We start from the raw sequence: 17,442 nt of genomic DNA on the forward strand, positions 1-17,442 counted from the left end.
AAAAGTTAGAAGTTTAGACCTTAATTTTAACCTTTCATCCAGACTACTGCCGGAGTTAACCAAAATCCAATAATATTGAATAATTATCAATCAAATCTTCCGATAAACACCTTGAAAGAACTTTTAATTACTGGAACTGATACTGACGCAGGCAAAACAATATTGACCATCGCTCTTGCTGCTTACTGGCAAACTTACTACAAAAACCAGAAGTTAGCCCTGTTTAAACCTATTCAAACTGGTATTGGCGATCGCGAACTCTACACCCAACTATTTTCCCTCGAACAATCTCTTGACGAAATCAACCCTTTATGGTATAAGACACCAGTTGCACCACCCGTAGCATCAGAAAAAGAAGGTCGTCTAATACAATTAGACAAAATATGGTCAACTTTTACAACCTTGCGAGAGCAAAAAGATTTTGTATTAGTTGAAGGTTTAGGAGGGCTGGGTTCCCCTGTAACTAAGGAACTCACCGTAGCAGATATAGCTAGAGATTGGGATTTACCCACTATTTTAGTAGTACCAATTAAGTTAGGAGCGATCGCTCAAACTGTAGCAAACGTTGCCCTAGCCCGTCAGATGAAAGTTAACCTCCGAGGCATTATCCTCAACTGTATCAAACCCTGCTCAGAACAAGAAATAGCTGACTGGACTCCAGTTGACTTAATTGAATCCTTAACTCAAATGCAAGTTTGCGGTATTATACCACACTTAAAAGACATTACCGACTTAGATAAATTAGCAAAAGCAGCTTCTAACCTAGACTTAGAGAAATTTCTGCCAGTAGTGTCAAAAGTTAAAAGTTAAAAGTCAAAAGCCAGAAACTAAAAGTTAAAAGTTAAAAGTTAAATTTTTAATTACTAAGAACTGACCCACAACCACCATATCTATTAGGGACATTAGGAATTTGGCCTCTCAAACCCTCAAAAGAAAGAAGTTAGAATTTAGAAATCAGGAGTTAAATTCTTAATTATCAAAAACATGGTCTCAACTATTCCCAACTCAAATTCCCTTATCGAGTCTCAACTGCGCCCAGAGATTAGAAAAATGCAACCTCTATTAGTTGAGTGGCGACGACATTTGCATCAAAGACCAGAATTAGGTTTCAAAGAACACTTAACAGCAAAATTTATTGCTCAAAAATTACAAGAGTGGGGCATCGAACATCAAACAGGAATTGCTAACACAGGAATAGTTGCAACTATTAACAGCAATAAACCAGGACGGGTACTAGCTATTAGAGCCGACCTAGACGCACTACCAATACAAGAATTAAACGACGTCCCATATAGATCCATACATAATGGTGTAATGCACGCCTGTGGCCATGATGGACATACAGCGATCGCCCTGGGTACTGCCCACTATCTCGCTACTCATCCTGAAAATTTTAGTGGCATAGTAAAAATAATCTTCCAACCTGCCGAAGAAGGACCAGGAGGATCCAAACCAATGATCGAAGCAGGAGTACTAAAAAACCCTGATGTAGATGCCATAATTGGTTTGCACCTATGGAATAATCTCCCCCTAGGCACATTAGGAGTCCGCAGTGGTGCTCTTATGGCAGCCAGCGAAAGATTTAATTGCACAATTTTAGGGAAAGGTGGCCATGGAGCCATGCCACATCAAACAATAGATTCTATTGTAGTAGCAGCACAAGTTATTAATGCATTACAAACAATAGTATCTCGGAATATTAGTCCTATAGACTCAGCAGTTGTAACTATAGGTCAGTTGAACGCAGGTAGAGCATTTAATGTTATAGCTAATACTGCTAGAATGGCTGGTACAGTGCGCTATTTTAATTTAGATTATCAAAATTATTTTAGTAAACAAATGGAGCAAATAATTTCTGGAATTTGCGCAAGCTATGGAGCTAATTATGAGTTGAATTATCAACCACTTTATCCCCCATTAATTAACAACCCAAAAGTTACAGATATAGTTAGAAGTGTTGCGGAATTAATAGTAGAAACTCCTGCCGGTGTCATACCAGAATGTCAAACCATGGGAGCAGAAGATATGTCATTTTTCTTACAAGAAGTACCCGGTTGTTATTTCTTTTTAGGCTCTGCAAATTCTGAAAAAGGTTTAGCTTATCCTCACCATCATCCTAGATTTGACTTTGATGAAACAGCTTTAGGAATAGGAGTAGAAATGTTTATCCGTTGTACAGAAAAGTTTAGTATTCAGGAATAATTTTTTGACTTCTTGAAGAAAATAAAACTGATATTTTAAACTTGTTTTTCCGAAGCATTTAGCACTTGAATACCAACTGTTTTTTTTTAGGAAAAATTCATCAAAATATTTATGCACAATAATATTCAACAAAATTTAAATTCTTTAAGAGTATTAACAATTGCTTTCCTATCTTTCTTAGGAAGCCAAATGCTAAATACTGCCAAGGCAGAGCAATGGACTCCAGGAATTAAAAGCACAAATGAGATATTAATTGCTCAACAAAAACAAGTTTGTAAACTGCAGTCTTCACCAGAAGATAACCGTCAGGGTGTAAGTTTCCGAAATCAACCAGTTGGAGGTCAAAGTATTGCTTTTTTTAATAATGGTACTTCTGTAACAGTCATCAATAGGACTAATGACGGACAATGGACCCAAGTGATAGCACCAAATAATATTCAAGGTTGGGTATATAGTCTCTACCTGCAAAATTGCAATACACTCTCTGCTTCGCAACTACCCAATACAGGGAATACCACAGGTGGAGTACCTATAGGAACAATGTGTCAAGTTACAGGTTGGCCTAACTCCCCCAATATTCCAGTTCAAGACTTTCCCAATGCTCGAAGTAAACCTATGCCCTACCTTTTTAATAAGGGTACTCAACTACAAGTTTCACAACCACCAGCAGGGCAACAGTCTCAAAGAAAGTGGGTTTACGTTAGATCTATGGCTAATTCTCAACAAGTAGGCTGGGTATGGAAGAATTATATTCAATGTAATTAGATATTCAAGGGAGTCAGGAGTCAGAAGGGAAAATTAATGAAGGTTTTTTTCATCTTCTATAACTTCTACTGAATCGTTTCATGTTATAATATCGAGCTAAAAAATTAGCGATGTTTATACTTAACTATTGTTTCCTACTGCAAAGTTTTGCTGTTTATATCCCAGAGAAAAACATAACATAATAACAAATATAACTTACAATTTTAGCTGAAACAATCAACTACTAGATTGATATAGTTAAAACTGTAAGTTTAATTTTTTCCTATAATTCTTATTACAGCAAAGAGAGAAGTTGAACCACTTTTGAATAAATATGCTATTCAAAATAACATTACAAATTAACATTATAGGAATAACAGTCTACTACAATAATCAACCCTCAAATATAGTCCATACTGCGAATTTAACCTGAATCTCATTTTGTGCCTTTGACCTTCTAAAAATACTTCCCATTTTCTTTAATTATCAAAAACCTTGCCCCCAGTGCTAAATAAACCATAGAATTAAAGATTATTACAAATTTGAGGTTGTGCCATATAGGCCATTTTCTGATGGGAGAACAACATTATGACTCATAGTCCAATAATATTAGGTGTTGTAGGTGATAGCGCTGCGGGTAAAACTACCTTAACTAGAGGAGTGGCTCAAGTCTTAGGGCCAGAAAACGTTACAGTTATCTGTACAGACGACTACCATCGCTATGATCGAAAACAACGAGCTGAAATAGGCATTACTGCCCTCCACCCAGACTGTAACCATCTTGATATAATTCAGCAACATCTAAGCTTGCTGAGTACCGGACAACCAATTCTCAAACCTATTTATAATCACTCAACCGGAAAATTTGACCCTCCAGAATATATTAAACCTAAAAAATTCGTTATTGTTGAGGGACTATTGGGTTATTCGACTAGGGGGGCAAGAGACTGTTACCACGTGAAAGTCTACTTAGCCCCTCCAGAAAAACTTAGGGCAAAATGGAAAGTAAAACGGGATACGATGAAAAGGGGCTACACTGAGGCAGAAGTCCTGAAACAAATGGAAAAGCGGGAAGCAGACTCAGACGCATTTATCCGTCCTCAACGCAAGTGGGCAGATGTAGTTGTTAGCTTCTATCCCTATTCTAGTGATATAAATAGTTCTCAACTTAATGTCCGTTTGTTGCTTAGACCAACTATTCCCCACCCAGATTTTTTAGAAATTCTCGATCAAGGTAGTCCTAGTTTTCAACCTGCAGTCCGTTTGGGTTTAGACCGAGATATGGGTAAACCAGTAGATGTATTGGAAATTGACAGTAATGCTACTAAGGCACAGGTAAATGAGTTAGAGATAATTCTCTGCAAGGAAATGCCCCACTTAAAAGATTTCTGCTCCCTGGAAACACATCCAGATATAGGTAAGCTAGTTGGTACAACTGGGGAGTTGCTTCAGAGTTATCCTCTAGCTTTGACTCAATTACTTATTTCTTATCACATGATCAAGGCAACTAATATTTATCTGTAGAATTATTATAGAAGTTTTAAGTACGAAACAGGGGTTAAAATTTCTGGCTTTTGTGAGGGGTAAAACGTCACTAAAACTTAACATATAATAGATGGCTAATATCAGTTATTCAGTAAATTTTGAAGTATAAATTATGGTAAATAAAATTTCTGCTGAAGAATTTTTTGATAGTTGGTCTGTCAAGTATGATGATCTGTTCAAAGATCCTAAGTATTATGTGCGTTACCTCAATGAAGCAGCTAAAATATTCCATCAATATAATTACTATCAAGGTAGTATTTTGGATATTGGTTGTGGTACAGGTTTTCTGAGTGAATTATTACAGGGAAATTTTGAATATACAGGAATTGATATTTCTAGTAAAATCCTAGATTATGCAGCTAAAAGAGGATACAAAACTATCCACAAATCCATTGAAACAGCTTTGTCTGAAATTGATACTCAATCCTACGATTTTGTTTTTTGTCTGGGAGCATTATTATTTGTTGAAGATGCTCAAAAAGCTATAGAGCATATTTATCGAATTGCTCGTAAAGCTATTTTAATAAGTCTTGATGAGACAACCGAGGAATATATCAAAAATTTGGCTGTGCCAGTTTATGACCATTCAAAAATTACAATTAAAAATGCCATTGAAGATTATTTGATTATAGGTTGGACTTCTCCAACTACGGGAATTCCTATCCGAACTCGCATGATTTATATTCAGCAAAAAAACTAAGATAATGGTTGACTAAGATTTAATATTTAATGTTGCCTATTGATCGTATTACATGGAAGAGTAAACATAAGTAAATCTTGAACTATAAATTATGGTAAATAAAATTTCTGCTGAAGAATTTTATGATGATTTTGCTCCTAACTATGATGATGTATTAAAAGACCCCAAGTGTAATGCACAGCACGTCTATGAGGCAGCTAAAATATTTCATCAATATAATTACCATCAAGGTAGTATTTTAGATATAGGTTGTGGAACAGGCTTTCTAAGTGAATTATTAGAGGGAAATTTTGAATATACAGGTATTGATGTTTCGGCTAATATGCTGGAATATTCAGCTAAAAGAGGTTATCAAACTATCCATAAACCAATAGAAACGGCTTTACCTAAAATTGATACTCAATCCTACGATTTTGTTTTTTGTCTGGGAGCATTATTATTTGTTGAAGATGCTCAAAAAGCTATAGAGCATATTTATCGAATTGCTCGTAAAGCTATTTTAATAAGTCTTGATGAGACAACCGAGGAATATATCAAAAATTTTGCTGTGCTAGTTTATGACCATTCAAAAATTACAATTAAAAATGCCATTGAAGATTATTTGATTATAGGTTGGACTTCTACAACTACAGGTATTTCTATCCGAACTCGTATGATTTATATTGAACAAAAAAATTAAGGTAACTGTAAATTAGTAGTGATGATTTCTAGTTGATATCCTAAGAGTGAGAAAGGTATACTGAAAGCATCACTACTTCTAAAAATTGTCTTTTGTTAAAAAACAAAAGGTAATATTGAAGTCGGGGCGGGTATCATTTCAGGACCCCGCATGTCTAATAGTTGTACAATAATTAGATAGGCGATCGCCAAGGCAATAGAAATAGCTCCAGTAATAATAGCCACAATTTTTCCACGATCCATTATCTTTTACTCCTAAAATTATATAATAAGCAAAAAAAAAATTAGCTTTTTGCAGGAGGGTATACCCCCTTAATGAACCTATCCAACTTCAATTGAAACCCTTATATTTAGGTAATATAAAAATCGTGAAATCTCCAAAAATCATCCTTTTTGGGATAGACTCATCTGTTGGTTTGCACTAGGGCTTAACCTAACTTAAAATATTATAACTTTATTAATTAATATTTTTAACTTTTGATTCTTAATTTTTAACTTCTGTCTCAGGCTACTAACTTAACCCAAAACGTTTACGTAAAACCTCCACCAAAGTCAGAAAATCTTCTGGTAAAGGAGCGATCGCTTCTACCAACTCCCCAGAAACCGGATGTTGTAACTCTAGTCGCCAAGCATGGAGAACTTGACCAGTTAAATTCACCCCCACCGAACGACCCTTACCATAAATAGTATCACCCACGATAGGATATCCTACTTGAGCACTATGAACCCGAATTTGATGAGTCCGTCCAGTCTCCAAGCGAAACAATATCATGGAAAAATTTCCCAAACGTTCCTTAACTTCCCAGTGAGTAACAGCAATTTTTCCACCTCTCTCAACTGGTGTCACCGCCATTTTTTTGCGGTCTACCCGATGACGACCGATAGGTAAATTTATTATACCACTGTCAGTTTTGGGACTACCATAAACAACTCCTAAATATTCTCGCCTTGCCGTTTTTGCCTGTAACTGAGCCTGCAAATGTTGATAAGCGTGGTCTGTTTTTGCCACCATTATCGCGCCTGTGGTATCTTTATCCAACCGATGCACAATGCCCGGTCGTTGAACTCCCCCAATACCTGCCAAAGAGTCACAATGAGCTAAAAGTGCATTCACTAAAGTACCTTCTGAATGTCCGGGAGCAGGATGTACGACTAAACCTGCTGGTTTGTTGATAATTAATAAAGCATCATCTTCATAGAGAATATCTAAAGGAATATCATTAGCTTCTATTGCCAAAGGTATTGGTGGTGGAATAACTAAAATAATCTTATCCCCTTGGTGTACTATTGCTTTTTTAGAAGTGCAGAGTTGGTCATTTACTTTCACATTGCCTTGGGATATTAACTTTTGAATATGCGATCGCGATAACTCTAGCATTTGTTGAGACAGCCAAATATCTAAACGTTGAGTTATTTCATACTCACTATTCACTTCTAAAATAATTGGACTTTCATCACTCATAATTTTTGATATTGCTTCTTGAGACTAATATAAAACGTCATAATAAATAACATTTTCCAGTTTACTTCCTGCTTAAACTTAGACTGTGGGCAGCTACTCATCCACAAGCTAAGTCCTCAGCTTTAATGGCATATCTTTAACATGACCACAACTACTTCAAGATGGGTGAAGATGGAAAAATATATCTACTACTACATGATCATAACTACACAACTGAGTCTTATACTGAAGTTGTTTCCTAAATTTCTAAAATCATTGCTCTGCAGCTGATACTCTTACTGAGGATGGGTTATGCTCAGCTCACATTTAAATCTTCATTGACTTTAGTGCCGTGGTTTTTGCCTAGGTCAGTTGTCAATTTATGAAGTAGGTTTTTACGAATATTTCCCTGCGCGATATGAAAAGCTATCTTTCTGTGTATCTTGGCAATTTTAAGTTGTGCTTTTTGCAAATTAGCTGAACCAATAACTTAATTCCATTTTAGAGATTTTAATTTGGAAAGCTTGACTTCAAACTTACGTTATGAGTTCCCACTTTCAACAACTTTCCCATTACTTAAAAATTCCTAATTTTTTAATACCTAAGTCTACACCTACAACTTCAGTAGTTTTTTTCTATTGGTATAAAAGTAAGTTTATAGCTGCAGCTTAAGTACGAATAATTTGCCTGTTTACTAACAGTTATTTTTTGAGTAGTTACCTCAATCTTAGGATTGATCAGTTTTTTCCAAACCAATAAAAGGTAATAGATAATTCTAAGTATTAAGTTCTATTGGTTTTTCACAATTATCAATTGTATTTACTCCCTATTTTCCTGGAAAAGAATCCAAGCTAGCTTTCTTTTTAAACCATTGAGTTTCAATGCATAAATTTATTTAAATAGCAAATTGAATATAATAAATATTAGCAAATTCAACTATTCTAACTCGTTTTATTTGGTTGAGTTGATAGTAGTTAAAATCATAAGTTACTTTGAATTTTCAGGTAACTATATTTTTATTTTCTGAAAAAGTAATTGCTTTTCTGTGCTCTGATAATTTCCCACCATAAGTTTTAGATTTTATGGCACAACAATGATTTTTAAATTTTTGATTTTACCCTTAACTTTTTGTTGCAGTTATCGTAAATAAAATCTAGATATTTTAGACAACACCCTCTTCACAGCAGATTATCCAGACATTAAATTTAGTTTACTAGCAAATTTAAACTCTTTAGCTAATCAATACCATGTTTCTTAAGATCATATTTACAGACAAAATTATATTATTGTCCATTCAATATCATAAACACTTGTTGTGAATAAACTTAGATATCTGAATAGCTTTATTTATTGCTTTATATTGCTGAGATTTAACTTGAACTTTAAACTCGTAAATTATCACCCTGGGTTGACCTATTTTTTTATATTTATTATATATATAATAGCATAATTAACTAAGAAAATGTCAAGGGAAAATAAGATATTTTTACAGTAAATCTTTCGCTTTTCATCCAATTTTTTTTTACCTGCTTTTCCAGCTCTCGTTCCCATTCAATAAAAATTGTTTCTGAAATTATTACCTGATCTAATTCATATTTTAGTATAAGATAACTAAATATAAAATACATTTCTACTGAATTTAGATAATGAAACACACTCTTTCTGTATTAGTTGAAGACGAAGCGGGAGTTTTAACCCGTATTGCTGGTTTATTTGCCCGTCGTGGCTTTAATATTGAAAGCCTAGCAGTTGGGCCAGCAGAACAAACCGGTGTGTCTCGAATTACAATGGTAGTACCTGGGGATAATGGAATTATTGAACAGTTAACCAAGCAACTATATAAGTTGGTTAATGTTTTGAAAGTACACGATATTACAGCTGCTCCCTGTGTAGAACGAGAATTAATGTTACTCAAGATTAATGCTACTACAAGTATGCGCTCAGAAGTGATAGAGATCGCAACTATTTTTCGGGCGCGAGTAGTAGACGTAGGAGAGGACTCATTAACTATTGAAGTAGTGGGAGACCCAGGAAAAATGGTAGCTATTGTCCAAATGCTTTCTAAATACGGTATTCGTGAAATTGCGAGAACAGGAAAAATAGCTTTAACTCGTGAGTCTGGTGTTAATACTGAATTTCTTAAACTTCAAACTTCAGAGGTATAAATTAGCAAAAAGTTAATTATGTAGAATAAGAAATATAGCAATCCTAAGTAGGTTGCGGCAAAATTTCATACTGAAAAAGTTTTGGGAAATTGAATATTTGACCATCCGCAAAAAACTTAAATAGCCACTTAACTACTTTAAAAGAACTGCAAAGATGATAAAAAGTAATACTGAAATTTTTGGTTTGTAACCAAATATCTTCAACAGGATTTTGCTCCGGAGCATTGGGAGCAAATCTTGTACAATTTATCAACAATTCTTCTTCTGATAAGTATTGATTAATTGTCATTAAATATTCTCGAAATTCTTGAGAGTTATGGTAAGTTGCCCCATCCCAAAATATTGCCAATTTGTTGCCCGGTCTTTGCTTCTGCAAATATTTAATAAATTCAATAGTATTTTTAGTATTTCCACTCTCATATTCTTGCACAAGAAATTCCTTGGTTTTATAGTCTAAAGCTCCATAATAAGTCTGTCTTTCTTTTTCATTTTTAATTGCAATTTCTATTCTTTCATCTGTTTTTCCCCAAGCATAACCTAATATGTCTCCCCATAGAAGATGACATTCATCAATCATAAACACTGTAAGCTTTCCAGTTTCTATTTCTGGTTGCCATTTAGCTAAAAATTCCTGTATTTCTTTTCTTTTAACTTCTACTAATTAATCATTTTTAGCAGGATTCTTTTTTTGAGTTTTTTTCCAACTTATGCCCGCTTCTTTAAACAAGTTATAGTAACTTTGATTAGACTCAAAAACCACATCATATTGCTCCTGTAAGTAGTTTTTTAAATCTGATAACCTAAGATAATCTTGTGCTCTCAACCACTCAATTGTTTTCTCTTTTTCGACCGTTTTTAAGTAACCTTGTCTCCCTTGATACTGAAGCCTTAAACTTTCTACACCATGAAATAATGCTTGGTTTTTCCATTCACTAATAAAACTGTGAGAAACATTTAATAATTCTTTGACTTCATGGTAGGATTTTCCTGACAAGGTCATTTTTACGGCCAAGGCCCTTTTAATTTCTTTAGACTCTTTTGTTTGATTAATAAAATCATTTAGTTTATCTATAATATTCATTTTTTGTCTTTTTCTTAGATCTGTTATTCTTACTATTATATCTGTTGCGACCAATATGGGATTGCTATAGTAATTTAAACTTTTGTCTAAATTGAAGTCTTACCATTGTACTTTCTAACAACTTTATTTATTTAAATTGCTAATTATCTAAGTTAAATTTTTAGCTAAGTTATCCTCAGTTAAATTTATTAAATTAGTCAATTACTCCTTGGTTTAGTATTAGGTAATTAGGAGTATTTTTTGATATTTATCGAAAGATTAAGTTTACCTTGTCCGCCCATCGGGCAACTTTTTATTTGTTTGTTTTGAATATATATCTTGTCATTTTATTCATTAATTAGTTGTGGGGGAACAGCCCAAGACAAAAAACGGACAGACTAGACCAGGGTAACTTACCCTATTCCGCTTTCGTCCCATTTTGGGAACAGAGTAAAAGGTTCGGAACTTTGGCTCAGTAGAAGTCCCCCCGTACCTAAAACCCAGAGAAGATATTAATTCCCAAATATAAATTACTACCAAAAAGTCCAAGAAGTAAGTTAAAAACACCCAGGAGTGACAGTTGAATTCTGGGCAACGGATAAACATCCCTTAGGGTTAAAGCCTATATCTAGAAGAAGAGTTTGGGCTCAGTTCGGAGAACAAGCGATCGCCTTCAAAAACTAATCATAATTGTCTTTATTCCTCTAGTCTATTTCTAATTTTTATACATTTATTTTCATCAAATTCAACTAATAAAGTTTAATTGTTTAGAAAAGCTGTATCAGGAAAGTTTTGAAATATCCAGCTATTTAGTGGCTTCTCTAGGAGAGTTTCTAATAAAGACTTAATTCGCCTCCCCCCAAGCATTAAGTTCCTTTTTTCTTTCATACGAATTGATAAAACATCTAAAATAGAGGGTTGAAATTCAATTATTAAATTATATTTTTCTTTCGTTAGTTCAATGTATTGTTGCAAAAAATTCTGTCCAATTGCGATGACAAATTCCAAGGGAAGTAAATCAAAAACAACAATATTATCCCCAAGTCTTCCCAGTAATTCTGTTCTGCCTATATAATTACTAAAATACCATCTAACTTCAGTATCAAAATGACGTTATATCTCTGAATAATCAGGAATATTACCTTCACTAAATGACTCCATAATACCACTACAAATTGTTTATCCTGTGTGATTATTAGTTAAATCTGATGCTCCAATATTGCTAGTAAAAATAATTACAGTTTGTTTAGTAATTTATTTAGATATTTAAACTACAATTAGACCTTTGGCTTCAGTCTTGGTTATTATTAAATCGTAGTCAATGTGAGCAAAAATTGCTCTGTCTATCTTCTGCTTTTGCACCAATTTCTATAATAAAAAAAAACTGCCTATACTGTCTCAATAAAATTCTTAGGTCGGTCAAGATGTTAGTCAGACAAATTTTAGGTTTGACGACTTAGGAAAGAAATAATTTTTAGCGATCGCCTTAGGAAAACCCGTGAATTTATCTTGGCTTACTCCCAGTGAATATAAACCATTAATAGAATGTAATAGCCAACGGGAAATTATTTAAATAGTTGGAAAAACAAAATAATTAGCAAGTTTTTGATCAAATAAAATTTCCACTATTAAACAAATATATTTTTTATGATTTGGCAAAGCTTTATCTCTGGCGTCGCAAATTACCATAATATCAGGATAGAAGAATGTATTAGTAATTTCTATATGAGCCTTCATGTCCGACATATAGGTGCGACCACCACTGTGTCCGAGATAATTTATTAACAGTGCAAATAAGTTGCCAGCAATGGTAACATAGCCATCACTAGCACCTGCCATTGCATATAATTGTCCATCAATATATTTGTGTTTAATAGGGCTAAATTCTTCTTTTAAATATTCTTCAGGAGGAATGTAATTTGTGTTTTAGTTAGCAATCATATTTTTAAAAATAGAAGTTTTGTATAATTATATCATTAGCAATAATAATAAACCAGAAAATCCCTTTATTAAAATATATTCCTCAAAAATTTAGCTACTCTAATTTTGTAATAATTCAATAGCTAAATATTTACCTACTTTTTTGGTTTCCTGGTATCTATTATTATTAGTTATAATCCCAAAATATTGTTCATTAAAAATATAAATAAAAATGGAACTTTGGAATATTCCTGCTATTGACCAACACGCTCATAATTTGTTACAACCAAAAGCGATCGCTCATTATCCTTATGCTGCTGCTTTTACCGAAGCCCATCATACCGATATTATTAATTACCATAGCTGTAATACCCTATTTTATCGTCGAAGTTTACGGGATATGGCAGACTTATTAAAATGTGAACCGCAAGAATCAGAAATATTAGCAAAACGAGATAATTTAGGGTTAGAAAATCTAACCAAAACTTGTTTTAACGCAGCCAACCTAGAGACTATTTTATTAGATGATGGTTTTCTCCCAGAAGAAATTTTACCTTGGCAATGGCATCAACAATTTGTAGGTGTAAAAAGATTATTAAGAATCGAAAATCTCGCCCAAAATCTAATTCCTCAAGTAAATAGTTTTGGCGAATTTTTGGAAAGATTTAGAGTAGAAATTGACCCCCCGTCCCAAGAAGTAGTGGGTTTTAAAAGTATTGCAGCCTATCGCACAGGTTTAGAGATTCAACCAGTCAATATAGAATTAGCAAAATCTCAATTTAATACTATTAAAAAAAATTCAGGAGAAAAATTACCACGTCTCAATCATAAATCTTTAATTGACTTTTTAATAATCCAGACATTGGAAATAGCTGCAAAATATAAAATGCCAATACAATTTCACACAGGATTTGGCGATCCAGACTTAGATTTACGTCAATCAAATCCTCTACATTTGCGATTTTTATTAGAAGATAATCGCTTTCAAAATACTCCCATTATTTTATTACATGCTTCCTATCCTTATAGCCGTGAAGCAGGTTATTTAGCATCAGTTTATCCTAATGTTTATATTAGTTTTGGGTTAGCTATACCTTCCTTAAGTATTGCTGGAATGAAACATGTAGTCAGACAATTAATGGATGTAGCACCTATTAGTAAATTGATGTATTCTTCAGATGCTCATTTGATTCCTGACCTGTATTATTTAGGTGCTAAATGGGGGCGAAAAATTTTGGCATACGTGTTAGAGGAATCAGTCAAAGATGGAGATTTAACTATTAATGAAGCTGAGGAAATAGCTGTAGATGTTCTTAGAAAAAATGCTACTGATATTTATCAATTAGATATGTAATAATATGATGCATCATTTATTCTAATTATTCTTATTTTTGTCACGACAATGTTAGCGAGAGTCTCTTGCTCCCTTATTGAATTGATAATGGATAGTTACCCCTTTAACAATTGATTGTGGAGAAAACATCCTTAATCATAATTGATGTAACTTGTTTGTATCAATGTACACTTATTCGCAGTAAAATAGAGGCATTTCTAGTATGGTAAATCAAACCATTTCACTATTTGTAGGTTGGGTTGAGATAACAAAACCAAAAATATATAGCACAACCCACTAAAATTGGGATATCCTACTATTAATATTCCAATGTTTTTTCAACCAAAATTTATTATCTTATAGTACTTTTCAAATTAATGATCTCACGTCAGAAGCAAAATAGGCGTTGCATAAATAGAGAATAATTTTAGTACTTTTGTCAAATGAGCATCTTGCCTGTTCCTGATATTTTTGGGCTAGTAGAATGTCTGCTCCAATTATATTCATCCCTAAATTCAGCAACACCGCAAAATATTGTAGGGATGTTCGATGGAATATCCCTACTAGCTAAAAAAAATACTTTCATATAAGTTTTTGTTAGGTTAAGCGACAGCGCAACCAAACCTACACCTATTCCTACAACTATTCCCTCCTGCTTCCTTCTTCCTTTCTCCTCCCCTACAATAAATCCTTAAACTTAGGATGATTAGCCAAACTCTTCAAAACCTTCTTAATATCCTGCGATCGCTCCTTTTTAACAATCAAAGTCACATTCCCATCCCTAACAACAACCACATCCTCCAAACCAATAGTTACAATAGTATCATCATCATCGGTAGCAAAAAAAATCGACCTCTTCGTATCCAACCCCAAATGATTAGCCAACTCCACATTCACACTATCCCCCTTAACCAAACGTTCCAAACCATTCCAGTCACCCAAATCATCCCAACCAAAAGCCACAGGTAACACAAAAGCCTTATCAGTCTTCTCCATCACTGCATAGTCAATACTCTTTTTCTCCAACTGAGAATAACCCCCAGGACCCATCGTCTCCAAAACAGTCATCATTGTTGGCACATATTTTCGCAACTCCGCCAACATCACCCCCACCCTGAAAACAAAAATACCGCCATTCCAACTAAAACGCCCCGTTGCTAAAAACTCCTCCGCCTTCTCTCGGTTAGGCTTTTCTGTAAACCGTGCCACCTGATAAACGTCAAACCCGCCAAAATTTCCTGCTTTTTTTCCCTGTTCAATATACCCATAACCAGTAGAAGGAAAAGAAGGTTTCACACCTAGGGTGACAATAGCCTCCTGGTTAGTGGCCAATTCTGCTGCTGCCTCCAGAGTCTTATGGAATATTTCTGGCTCACCGATCCAATGGTCAGCTGGAAAAAATCCAACAACTATATCTTCCCCATAACGATGTGCCGCTTCTATTGTTGTCCAAGCAACAGCAGGAGCAGTATCCCTTCCTTCCGGTTCTGCCAATATATTTTCCTGTGGTATTTGGGGTAACTGTTGTGCCACACCTGCGGCCAACATTGCCGAAGTCACAACCCATAAACCACCCCAATCATTAGATAATGGGAGTAGTCTCTGTGCTGTGGTTTGTAACAAACTTTTACCACTACCGTCAAGAGAAAGAAACTGTTTAGGCCGATGCTTACGACTCAGGGGCCAAAAACGTTCTCCTTTTCCACCAGCAAGAATAACAGGTATCATCAGATTCTAGATTATTTAATAGACTTAAATAATTCCATTTTAAGTTTTGATTGTCAGTTTCTCCAAAATTATTAAGTAGATTAGTAAACTTTTAAACTGCAAGGTCTTAGTTAGAGCAATAATCTTACTTATAAGTTTATGTTTTTATTTTTCAATAATTTATGAATAATAGTTCTTCTAATAACTCCCAGCCTATTTTCTTGAAATTGTGGTTCTGGATACTTATATTACTGTTAAGTGGAACCATAACTACTTCTTTGGGAGCAATAACTGCTTTGTTTGCCCCTGTTGAACCAGAATTTATAACTCAGCTACTCCAAGAGTTTATTCCAGATATTATTGTTTGGCGTAAACGCTTACCTTACCAACTTTCACGACCTATGAATATCCTAGTGATGGGAATTGATGAAGTTCCTGGGGTAACAGAAGATTCTCCTAATGTATTTGAAGGCCGTAGTGATACTTTACTATTAGTACGAGCTAATCCTAGGAAGAAGACTGTAAGTTTACTTTCTGTACCACGAGATACTAAAGTCCAAATTCCTGGAATAGGTCTTGCTAAAATTAATGAAGCTAATCTATATGGGGGACCAAAACTGGCAAAAAATATTTTAAAAAATACTCTGAATAATGTTGAGGTTGATCGTTATGTGCGAGTAAGCAAAAAGGGGTTTCGAGAATTAGTAGAACAATTGGGTGGGGTAGAAGTTTTTATTTCTCAACCTATGTTTTATATTGACAATACTCAGCAGTTAAAAATAGATTTACAGCCAGGTTGGCAAACTCTCAATGGAGAACAAGCGCAGCAATTTGCTCGTTTCCGAGACGAAGTTTATGGCGATATTGGGAGGGTGCAAAGACAACAAGTTTTGCTAAAGGCCCTGCGAAGTCGTATTACTAATGTGACAGTTTTACCTCGCCTACCTCAAATTATTCGGGTGATGCAGAAGTATGTTGATACTAATTTAAGTTTTCCGGAAATGCTGGCTTTGATCAGTTTTAGTCTTGACTTGGAGCGAGATGATTTAAAAATGGTAATGTTGCCAGGAAGACCTAGTTCTAGAAATGAGTATTTTGCTAGTTATTGGATTATAGATCAGGCGGGTCGCGATCGTGTCCTAGAACAATATTTCGATTTCAAGTTAGACAAGTTTAATTATGACAATATATATAAAAAATATAAAAATGAAATTTTGCCACAAGAAAAGAAAATAGCCGTGCAAAATGCCTCTAGTCACCCTCAAGTAGCAACAAAATTTGCTCAGTATTTGCGTAACGAAGGATTTGACAATGTTTATGTAGTTCCTGACTGGTCTGACAAACAACATTTGACTCAAGTTATTGTTCAAGGGGGTTATTTAGATTTAGCAGAAGTTTTGCAAAATACTTTGGGTTTTGGTAATATTGAACCAACTTCTACAGGTGAGATAGGTTCTGATTTGACCATTAGATTAGGGGAAGATTCTATTAATAAAATTAATCTTTTAGAAAAAAATGAAGTTGAAGCCAAAATTGATTCATCAGACCTTTAATATAGAGATTAGAGAATAGGAAACCAGGAAAAACTTGAAAGAAAAATTTCCCGACTATAATCAAATCTCATTAATTAGCCATGCTCAAAATGATTTGATCACATCAATTTCTTCCAATTCCCAATTTCCAATTTCGTAATATTTTCCCACAGTGAGTATTCAAAGAGACATGATATTAGGTAGCACTGCTTGATAAAACCAATATCAAACGTCAAAATAAGTAACATTTTAATGTTTATTTTCTCCTTCTACTGAGGCCGTTGCCGGCTACTAACTTACAAGCATCAAACCTCAAGGCGACCACAAAATTTACTCTTTGACTGACTCCAAGATCCCTATTTAGGACAATCATAAATTCTAGGCTTAACAGCATATCTTGAATGTGAATACAGCT

General features: G+C 34.3%; 13 protein-coding genes and 1 pseudogene. 9 read left to right on the forward strand and 5 right to left on the reverse strand.

Annotated features, from left to right (window positions below):
• Window positions 1-75 precede the first annotated feature (75 nt).
• The 6 genes from bioD (at window position 76) to TERY_RS08660 (ending at window position 5,870) form a co-directional block, all read left to right on the forward strand.
• The gene (gene bioD, locus TERY_RS08635) at window positions 76-810 is read left to right on the forward strand and encodes a dethiobiotin synthase (protein ID WP_011611473.1); all 735 of its coding nucleotides are present in this window, start codon (window positions 76-78) and stop codon (window positions 808-810) included.
• A 174-nt stretch (window positions 811-984) separates the two neighbouring features.
• Complete coding sequence (locus tag TERY_RS08640) at window positions 985-2,202, forward strand: amidohydrolase (RefSeq protein ID WP_011611474.1); 1,218 nt, start codon at window positions 985-987, stop codon at window positions 2,200-2,202.
• A gap of 111 nt (window positions 2,203-2,313) precedes the next feature.
• Window positions 2,314-2,967: an SH3 domain-containing protein gene (locus TERY_RS08645; RefSeq protein WP_011611475.1), complete on the forward strand. Its 654-nt coding sequence runs from the start codon at window positions 2,314-2,316 to the stop codon at window positions 2,965-2,967.
• 567 nt (window positions 2,968-3,534) lie between these two features.
• Window positions 3,535-4,470 carry a phosphoribulokinase gene (locus tag TERY_RS08650; protein ID WP_011611476.1) on the forward strand — a complete coding sequence of 312 codons (936 nt, stop codon included), beginning with the start codon at window positions 3,535-3,537 and terminating at the stop codon, window positions 4,468-4,470.
• A gap of 133 nt (window positions 4,471-4,603) precedes the next feature.
• Window positions 4,604-5,191 (forward strand): methyltransferase domain-containing protein, encoded by a 588-nt coding sequence (locus tag TERY_RS08655; RefSeq protein ID WP_011611477.1) that lies wholly within the window; start codon window positions 4,604-4,606, stop codon window positions 5,189-5,191.
• Window positions 5,192-5,282: 91 nt separating this feature from the next.
• On the forward strand, window positions 5,283-5,870 hold the full coding sequence (locus TERY_RS08660) for a methyltransferase domain-containing protein (protein WP_011611478.1): 588 nt from the start codon (window positions 5,283-5,285) through the stop codon (window positions 5,868-5,870).
• Window positions 5,871-5,965: 95 nt separating this feature from the next.
• Here TERY_RS08660 and TERY_RS34845 read toward each other — a convergent pair whose 3' ends face one another.
• On the reverse strand, window positions 5,966-6,112 hold the full coding sequence (locus TERY_RS34845) for a hypothetical protein (RefSeq protein WP_011611479.1): 147 nt from the start codon (window positions 6,110-6,112) through the stop codon (window positions 5,966-5,968).
• A 268-nt stretch (window positions 6,113-6,380) separates the two neighbouring features.
• Entirely contained in the window at window positions 6,381-7,331 is a 951-nt protein-coding gene (locus TERY_RS08665) for an RluA family pseudouridine synthase (protein ID WP_011611480.1), read from the reverse strand.
• Window positions 7,332-8,956: 1,625 nt separating this feature from the next.
• On the opposite strand from TERY_RS08665, the gene ilvN reads away from it, so the two are divergent.
• Entirely contained in the window at window positions 8,957-9,475 is a 519-nt protein-coding gene (gene ilvN, locus TERY_RS08680) for an acetolactate synthase small subunit (protein WP_011611481.1), read from the forward strand.
• Between the two features lie 43 nt (window positions 9,476-9,518).
• On the opposite strand, the pseudogene TERY_RS27660 reads toward ilvN, so the two are convergent.
• Window positions 9,519-10,556: pseudogene (locus TERY_RS27660) on the reverse strand (IS630 family transposase).
• A gap of 1,548 nt (window positions 10,557-12,104) precedes the next feature.
• Entirely contained in the window at window positions 12,105-12,449 is a 345-nt protein-coding gene (locus tag TERY_RS08700; protein WP_370497185.1) for a Uma2 family endonuclease, read from the reverse strand.
• A 238-nt stretch (window positions 12,450-12,687) separates the two neighbouring features.
• Between TERY_RS08700 and TERY_RS08705 the strand changes: the two genes are divergently transcribed.
• Window positions 12,688-13,809, forward strand: a complete 1,122-nt coding sequence (locus TERY_RS08705; RefSeq protein ID WP_011611484.1) for an amidohydrolase family protein — start codon at window positions 12,688-12,690, stop codon at window positions 13,807-13,809.
• Between the two features lie 657 nt (window positions 13,810-14,466).
• On the opposite strand, the gene TERY_RS08710 is transcribed toward TERY_RS08705, so the two are convergent.
• Window positions 14,467-15,516 (reverse strand): sugar phosphate nucleotidyltransferase, encoded by a 1,050-nt coding sequence (locus TERY_RS08710; protein WP_011611485.1) that lies wholly within the window; start codon window positions 15,514-15,516, stop codon window positions 14,467-14,469.
• A gap of 161 nt (window positions 15,517-15,677) precedes the next feature.
• Between TERY_RS08710 and TERY_RS08715 the strand changes: the two genes are divergently transcribed.
• A complete protein-coding gene (locus TERY_RS08715; protein ID WP_011611486.1) occupies window positions 15,678-17,048 on the forward strand; it encodes an LCP family protein in 1,371 nt (456 codons plus the stop codon).
• Window positions 17,049-17,442 lie beyond the last annotated feature (394 nt).

It is taken from the genome of Trichodesmium erythraeum IMS101 (assembly GCF_000014265.1).
Taxonomy (GTDB): Bacteria; Cyanobacteriota; Cyanobacteriia; order Cyanobacteriales; family Microcoleaceae; genus Trichodesmium; species Trichodesmium erythraeum.

Excerpts from the sequence above, each read along its gene's own strand:
- TERY_RS08640 (WP_011611474.1), top strand. The coding sequence starts at position 985 with ATGGTCTCAACTATTCCCAACTCAAATTCCCTTATCGAGTCTCAACTG.
- TERY_RS08705 (WP_011611484.1), top strand. The coding sequence starts at position 12,688 with ATGGAACTTTGGAATATTCCTGCTATTGACCAACACGCTCATAATTTG.
- TERY_RS08655 (WP_011611477.1), top strand. The coding sequence starts at position 4,604 with ATGGTAAATAAAATTTCTGCTGAAGAATTTTTTGATAGTTGGTCTGTC.
- TERY_RS08665 (WP_011611480.1), bottom strand. The coding sequence starts at position 7,331 with ATGAGTGATGAAAGTCCAATTATTTTAGAAGTGAATAGTGAGTATGAA.
- TERY_RS08645 (WP_011611475.1), top strand. The coding sequence starts at position 2,314 with ATGCACAATAATATTCAACAAAATTTAAATTCTTTAAGAGTATTAACA.
- TERY_RS08660 (WP_011611478.1), top strand. The coding sequence starts at position 5,283 with ATGGTAAATAAAATTTCTGCTGAAGAATTTTATGATGATTTTGCTCCT.
- TERY_RS08650 (WP_011611476.1), top strand. The coding sequence starts at position 3,535 with ATGACTCATAGTCCAATAATATTAGGTGTTGTAGGTGATAGCGCTGCG.
- TERY_RS08715 (WP_011611486.1), top strand. The coding sequence starts at position 15,678 with ATGAATAATAGTTCTTCTAATAACTCCCAGCCTATTTTCTTGAAATTG.
- TERY_RS08710 (WP_011611485.1), bottom strand. The coding sequence starts at position 15,516 with ATGATACCTGTTATTCTTGCTGGTGGAAAAGGAGAACGTTTTTGGCCC.
- TERY_RS34845 (WP_011611479.1), bottom strand. The coding sequence starts at position 6,112 with ATGGATCGTGGAAAAATTGTGGCTATTATTACTGGAGCTATTTCTATT.
- ilvN (WP_011611481.1), top strand. The coding sequence starts at position 8,957 with ATGAAACACACTCTTTCTGTATTAGTTGAAGACGAAGCGGGAGTTTTA.